This window comes from Bradyrhizobium niftali (assembly GCF_004571025.1).
Classification (GTDB): Bacteria; Pseudomonadota; Alphaproteobacteria; order Rhizobiales; family Xanthobacteraceae; genus Bradyrhizobium; species Bradyrhizobium niftali.
This window is the reverse complement of record NZ_SPQT01000078.1, coordinates 1-7,133: the sequence shown is the minus strand read 5'-3', so window position 1 is coordinate 7,133 and position 7,133 is coordinate 1. Positions and strand designations below refer to the sequence as shown.

Below are 7,133 nucleotides of genomic sequence, written 5' to 3'. Positions count from 1 at the left end.
GCGCTCTCAAGCGCTGGCTCGCCGCGGATGACGTTTTCTGCCCACGCCCCCGCGACTGTTTCCGAGATGACCGGGAAATCGAAAGTAGTGGGGTTCAGAATCGAGCCGAGCCTCGGCGCGGCAGGCGCTGGACCCCTTTCGAGATTTAGAATTCCGAGGGAGCCTTGGGTGTTTGATGTCATAGGCCGAGAATAGCGTTGTCTGAAGCTGAATTTCCGCAAGAAGCAGGAATACGCGGCTGGATTCCTGCATCTATCTCACAAAACGCGTGCCCTTGTGTGCCGACCTCTGAAGAACGCTTTCCGCCTCCCGCAGGCGCGGCAAATCGGGCACTCACATGTGGCCGGTGGGCTCCTCGGATCTGGCGCCTTGGGCCGGCAGACAAGCCATACGAAGCACATGGCTCGATCGCACGGTGCTGCACGTTCCTAGCCCGACATTCTGACATTCTGGGCACTATTCGCATTTATTCTCCCATTCAGCTGGAACACACAAAACCCGTCAACCGTTCCGATTATCGCTATCCGTCACGTACCGATCGCTGCGCTTGGAGCGCGTTACGCATCTTCTCGTGGGCGCTGGTTTAGTGACTCAATGATGATCTTGATTCTTGCCGACGAGCTACTCTGTCAGGATGCTTGCATCGTTTGCTGCCCACGAGGCGACGCACGCATCGCCGATGCCGAGCTTTGCTTCAGCCGATACGTTGAGCACCTTCGACGTTAGCTGCAATCCGGCATCGCCGCAGAATTCCAAGATCGTCGAATCGCCAACGAATGTCATGTCGACGATGCGCCCCTGAATTCCACCTGAGCTCCCGGCACCCGTTATCTCGAGACGCAAATGTTCTGGTCGTACGCAAAGCGTCGCGTCCCTGTCCACGTCAGGTCGCTGCGCGGAAGGCAATTGCTCGCCAGCAGGACCGTGAACGACACCCGACCTGAGCTTGACGGGGATGAGATTCACCTCGCCGACGAAACTGGCCACAAACAGATCGGCAGGTCTGCGATAGATGTCTTGCGGCGCAGAGACTTGTCGTATCCGGCCCTCGTGCATCACCGCAACGCGATCAGACATGGCGAGAGCCTCCTCTTGATCGTGCGTGACGTAGATCATCGTCTTACCTACTTGCTTGTGTAGAGTCTTGATCTCATTCCTGAGATGCTGGCGCAATTTCTTGTCCAGCGCCCCGAGGGGTTCGTCGAGAAGCAGAACCGGTGGCTCGAAAACCAGTGCTCTGGCTATCGCTACTCTCTGCTGCTGACCGCCGGACAGCTGATGTGGGTAGCGTGAGGCAAAACCACCAAGGTGCACCTGATCGAGGGTGCGACGCACGCGGGCTTCGATCTCCACCTTCGCCATACGCCGCATCTGAAGCGGATAGCTCACGTTCTCGGCTACCGTCATGTGCGGGAAGAGGGCGTAATTCTGGAAAATCATGCCGAGTTCCCGGCGGTGCGAAGGCAGGCGCGTGATGTCCTTGTCGTCCAACAGCACCTGACCGCTGTCCGGCATCTCGAATCCAGCGAGCATCATCAGCGTCGTTGTCTTTCCCGATCCACTGGGCCCCAGCAAAGAAATGAACTCGCCGGGCGATATGGAAAGACTGACATCGTCAACGGCCGTTACACCACCATAGCGCTTTTGTAGGTTGTGCAGCGCAATTCCTCCGCTCTTCACAGCAGTGCTGCTCAACTTTGTTCTCATCAACATTTCGGCTCCCTAGGGTAATTTGAGCAGTTGGCGTTCTCTTGACTTGTGTGCCATGTCGGGCTGTCAGGTAGTTTTTCGGCGGCCCAGCAAGACGCTGAGTACGATGACGATGGCCGCAAACATCATCTGCAGTGTGGCCACCGCCGAGATGGTCGGGCTGATGTCCTGCTTGATCCCTTCCCACATGCGCATCGGCAAGGTAGTGAGCTTTCCGATCCCCAAGAATAGCACGTAGACGACGTCGTCGAACGAAGTCAGAAAGGCGAAGAAGGCGGCGACGATGAGGCTCGGCATTACCAACGGGGCGATGATCGTGCGGAAAGTGGCTAGGGGCCCGGCGCCGAGGCTGCGGGCCGCGCGCTCATATGTCGGGTTGAGGTCGCGCAGATTGGCAATCACGATCACCACCACGAAGGGGATAGCGTGGACCGTGTGACCAAGCGCCAGTCCGAATTCGGTTCCCTGAAGCCCTACCCGCGCCAGCACGAAATAGGTCGCGACCGCTACTACGACGGTCGGCAAGATGATCGGTGAGAGCACGAGGGCGATCATGGCTCCGCGACCGCGGATGCGGCCGCGCGACAAGCCGAAGGCAAGCATCCCCCCGAGCACGGTCGCCATGGCGGCCGCCATGAGGGCGACGCGGATACTGGCGAAGGTTGCGCGTACCCACAGCGCGTCGCCAAAATAAGCTTGGTAGTTGTGCAACGAGTAGCCGGGCGCCGGGAACACGAAGTAGGACGAAGCGCTGAACGACAAATACGCGACGATCACTACCGGCAACAGGAGAAGTACCGCCAGAGAGCTCGCCAAGATCGGGACACCTCGACCTCCCAGCGAGGGCAGCCAGCGGTCGAGTGCGTTTGCCGCGGAGCCGACGCGCATCAGCCATTGGGTACCAATTTGGTGCCGGGCAGCAGTTTCCGACCCGGCCTTGCCATCGGAAACTCCCAAGAGCTGCTCGATCGGGAAGAAGCGCGAGCCGACCCACAATATGACGAGGACAGCTGCCAAAAGGACGATCGAGAGTGCGGCGGCGAAGTTCCAATTGAGCTGCTCCACCACCTGGGAGCTGATCTCCATCGTGATGGTAAGATCAGACACGCCGCCGAGCAGTGCCGGCGTGATGTAGGAGCCCAGACAATAAATAAAGGCCAGCAGCACCCCGGCGATAACGCCCGGCAGGCTAAGCGGCAGGAATATCGTGAGGAAGGCGACGAGCGGGCTCGCCCCGTTGGCCCTCGCGGCACGCAGCAGCTTTTGGTCGATGCTGGACATCACCGTGTACATGGGTAGGATCATGAGCGGCATGATGATGTGAGTCATACCGATGATTACGCCGAACCGGTTGTAGAGCAGCGAAACCGGCTGCGAGATCAAGCCGAATCGCAGCAGGATGTCGTTGACGACGCCGCCTCGCCCGAGAAGAATGGTCCAGGCGAAGGTCCGCGCAAGTACGCTGGTGAAATATGGCAGGACAACCGCGGTAAGTAAGAAGGCGCGCATCATCCTGCCGCCCGTCGTAAGCGCATAGGCGATTGGGTAGCTAAGGACGAAGGCGAGCGCAGTCACCGAAAGGCTGATTTCTAGCGTCGTGCGCAGCACGGCCAAATAGGCCGGATTGTCGCCGATGCGCACGAAATTCGCCAGCGTCCAGTCGGGCACCCCAAGCGAAAGCAAGAGAAGCCCACCAAGCGGTACGATAAAGAGCACTGTGAGGAAGACGCTTCCTGGCAGCAGGAGCCAGGCCCACGCCGTGGGCCGGGCCGACTGCGACCGCGTAGACTCGGACGCCACCTTACTTGTTGGAAAGATTACTGTGCCCGCCATTGCAGCCAACGCTCCTGGATGCGATCAAGATTGGTCTTTCCATCGGGGCGCTTGGCGCCAAGCCAAGCAGAATCCTCGTGCACCACCTTCGAGGCGTTCTCAGGATAGATGCTTAGCAGCGGAGCCAGATCAGACGGCAAATACCGGAGCTGATTTACATTCGGGCCGGGGTAGCCGGTGCCCTGCGTGAAGCCGGCAGCGATCGCCGCCCGATTCACATACGCGATCAACCTTTGCGCGTTTTTGTTGTTCGGGCCGCCCTTGAGCACCGTCCAATAGGTGTAGTTCACGTGCGCGCCGTCCCACACCATGCGAATAGGCGCCCCCTGGCGGATCGCCACGATCGCGCGGCCATCGGGACAACTTGACATTACGACTTCCCGGTTAATGAGTAGCTGGGGCGGCTCACCACCTGCCGTCCACCATTTAGACACGTACGGCTTGATCTCATCGAGCTTCTTCAGCGCCCTGTCGACCTTGTCGTCGCTCAGCGGCCAAAGGTCTGATTTCGACATGCCGTCAGCCAACAGGGCGAATTCGAGGTTGTGCTTGGGGACGGGAGCGTAAAGGCCGCGCGGACCTGGGAAAGCTTTGACGTTCCAGAAGTCGCTCCAGCTCGTCGGGCCATTCTTTCCGAAGACGCGCTCGTCATAAGCCAGCAGCTGGGCCGAGCCGAACACAGGAACCGCGTACTTGAGGCGGAGCACTTGCGGCGTGCCCTCAAGCGATTCGGCGTCCCACAGGCTGTAGTCAATCGGCTCAAACATGCCAGCTTCATGCATGGCCGGATAAAGGGCCCCCTGTATGAGAGCAGTGTCCCAATCGACCCGTCCGACCTGGTTCATTGCCTTGACCTGGGGCTCCGCAAAGTCGGCCGTCACGTCGACGACGGTGATTCCGGTAGTCTTTGTGAAAGGTTCGAAAACGTATTTTCGTAAGCCCTGCGTAAACGATCCGCCGTTTGAAAACACTACTACTTCGCCGCTTCCGGCGAGCTTGTCCTGCGCAAAAGCGTTGGTTGCCCGTGCAATCACGGGGACGGTCATTGCCGCGGCGGCGGCCTGCAGGAGTGTTCGGCGGCTAAAACCGGACCGTCGAAGTCGACCATTCATTGGATCGTCCATGGTATGCTTTATGACTCGCACGTCGTCGAGCGAGGAATCCTCTTTAGCAGCCCCACGGACCCGAGGTTGACTCCGTACACCTTCTTCGATCAGCCGCTTCCTCGCCATGTATTTCCCCCTTACTTTGAAAACACGAAAAATTATTCGACAGAACGCGTCGATGTTTGCAGCAAAATCGGACGTACTTTATCTCGTATCCTGCATCTTATCTCGTTACAGCGCAATTTTTGCGCGATAATTCATCATGGAAGGATTAAGCCTCGCGCCGTCGAAACAGTCGATCATAGTCGCGGACATCACGCGTGCTGGCTCGCCGTCTCTCGGCGGCCTCGTCTAAGAGAGCGGCAGCCTAAGATAAACGCGTCGCGCCAAGTCATCGGACCTGTGCTTTCACAAGGATCAACCGCGACGTACTGGGTTTGGCTCGCCGGTTACCAATACATTGACGTGGCGGAAAACGACAGGACCGCCACGTACGACGTTAAGGCAGGGACGCGCCTCGTTGATGAGGTCGGCCGGACCACTCAGTAGCCTAGATCCAGGCTGACTTCCCGAGTGATTGGCCGTCCATTCGCGAAATCGGCGAGGCTTTGCGTTCCCCATTCGATATTTCGCTGGAGAACGTCGTCCGCGTTGGCCGCTTGGTCATAGGACCCGAGCACATTCGGGAGCCGATGAATCTGCAGACGGGAGCCCCAGTGCACTGGGAAGAAGCGGCCATAGGGGTATTGCCCCCATACATCCGCAGCGTAACCGCGTAGCCGTCCACTTGTCAGCGCCTCATAAAGAGGCTTTTCCTGAACCAACATTCCCCGCGAAATGCAAACTAGGTATGCGGATCTTTTCATCGCCTCAAGTTCTGCCTTACCGAAGAATTGATAGGTCTCCCGGGTGCTTGGGGCAGCGAGCACGACGAAGTCGGACTGCCCGAGAACCGAATGCAACTCATCCATTCCATGCATAGAGTCGACGTACGCCGCAGGCTTGTCCTTATTTCTGCGAATTCCGAGTACCCGCATGTCGAAACCTTTGGCATGCTTCGCAATTCGGCCTCCAATATTGCCTAAACCGATGATGGCCATAGTCCTGCCATCCAACATGGTAGACCGATATTCATCGCCGTAAAGAGGCAGCAAACGATCCCGCTCTAGAGAAGCTTGATGCTTTTGCAATGTCTTCTTCGCGAGCGCGAGTACAAACATCATGGCATGCTCGGCAACGGCGTTACCGTTTGATCCACGAATGTTTGCCAATTTGATGCCGCGCTGCTTGAAATGATTCAATGCACCAAACTGCCGCAAATCATCGACGCCCGAGTGCATCCAGCAGAATATTTTAAGCTTCTCTGAAATCTCCAGGAGGCCTTCTGGAACGCTAAGCCCAATCATAGCGTCGGCGTCCACGGCAAGCTTTGCGACGTCTGCGTAGGCACAGTCGAATCGAGAAAGATAATCACCCTTCGGCGCCACAACTTGAGTCCCAGGCGGAAGCCCTCGCTTGATAAGATCAATCTCTTGCTCGTTCGCATACCACAAACATAGAACTTTCATGACTTTGAACCTCCGGATGGACGGTGACGCTGCTAACACCGCAAACAGGTAGCAACTGTGCCACGCACGAGCGGCCATGAACCGGCAATTGATCCACATATCTCGCCGAAATTGTGCAGGAACTAGGGACTTGACGCTTGGAACCTGTGAGTGCGACGGCTTTCGGCGGGGCTCCTGCTCGCTGCCGCTCCACTAATTTTATGGTGTTGTCCCGTGAAGAATGCTGATCGGCCTGAGCAATAGCTGAAGTTGTCTTGCTCAACGATTTTGCAGGATAGCGGGTTCTTGGGCCAAACCGCGGGATGATCGCCAGAAGGATTTATTGCTTCCTGCGCTGGATCAAATCATCGACATGGGCCACGCGCTGGCGCGGATGGCGACGCTGATCGACTGGAAGTTTCTGGATGACCGCCTTGGTCCGCTGGCCAAACCGGTCCGAGTCAACCCGCACTGCCGACATGGCTTGTCGCGGCCTGTTCATCCTGAAAGACATGCACAACCATGAGGTGCCGTGCGCCCGCTGGATCAAGAATGCTACTACCAATACTTCTGCGGCGAGTTGAGCTTCGGCGTGTCCCTCCGTTGAGGGCCGCTTTGTTTGACGGACGCGAGCGCTGCAGGTCTAGCAGGCTGTTGAAGAACTCAGCCGCGTTCGCAAACGAAGGCTGAATCGTCGCCATTGTGGATATAGAAGTGGCCGACGAGCCTGCCGGCAGTGCCGATCATAACCCATCCGCGACCGCAGGCGGGGTCATTTTCGTCGTGCCTTTCCCACGAGAACTCCGCGCACGCCGAACCGTCGCGGGTGCCGTAACGCACGTCCAGGAAGCCCTTCAGGGCCCCAAAGGCGATTTCGCCATCGGACTTGCCCCTGAAGCTGAGATGCGCCTCTTCGACAAGATCGAGGAAGTCAGTG

Annotated in this window: 6 protein-coding genes; 1 reads left to right on the top strand and 5 read right to left on the bottom strand. The window is 57.9% G+C overall.

All coding sequences use genetic code 11. The features are described from left to right. Positions 1–621 precede the first annotated feature (621 nt). From E4K65_RS45945 to E4K65_RS45930, 4 genes are all read right to left on the bottom strand, one after another. Positions 622–1,695, bottom strand: coding sequence for an ABC transporter ATP-binding protein (locus E4K65_RS45945; RefSeq protein ID WP_235886060.1), 1,074 nt, complete (start codon positions 1,693–1,695; stop codon positions 622–624). An 81-nt stretch (positions 1,696–1,776) separates the two neighbouring features. Then, positions 1,777–3,426 (bottom strand): ABC transporter permease subunit, encoded by a 1,650-nt coding sequence (locus E4K65_RS45940; RefSeq protein WP_167771694.1) that lies wholly within the window; start codon positions 3,424–3,426, stop codon positions 1,777–1,779. A 101-nt stretch (positions 3,427–3,527) separates the two neighbouring features. Beyond that, positions 3,528–4,775, bottom strand: a complete 1,248-nt coding sequence (locus tag E4K65_RS45935) for an ABC transporter substrate-binding protein (RefSeq protein WP_135179672.1) — start codon at positions 4,773–4,775, stop codon at positions 3,528–3,530. 416 nt (positions 4,776–5,191) lie between these two features. Next, a complete protein-coding gene (locus E4K65_RS45930; protein WP_135179671.1) occupies positions 5,192–6,217 on the bottom strand; it encodes an NAD(P)-dependent oxidoreductase in 1,026 nt (341 codons plus the stop codon). 322 nt (positions 6,218–6,539) lie between these two features. Here E4K65_RS45930 and E4K65_RS48350 point away from each other — a divergent pair, with 322 nt between their 5' ends. Beyond that, positions 6,540–6,722 carry a hypothetical protein gene (locus E4K65_RS48350; RefSeq protein ID WP_209312163.1) on the top strand — a complete coding sequence of 61 codons (183 nt, stop codon included), beginning with the start codon at positions 6,540–6,542 and terminating at the stop codon, positions 6,720–6,722. A 137-nt stretch (positions 6,723–6,859) separates the two neighbouring features. On the opposite strand, the gene E4K65_RS45920 is transcribed toward E4K65_RS48350, so the two are convergent. Further along, positions 6,860–7,133, bottom strand: a 274-nt coding sequence (locus tag E4K65_RS45920; protein WP_235886045.1) for a hypothetical protein, incomplete at its 5' end; no start/stop codon positions are given.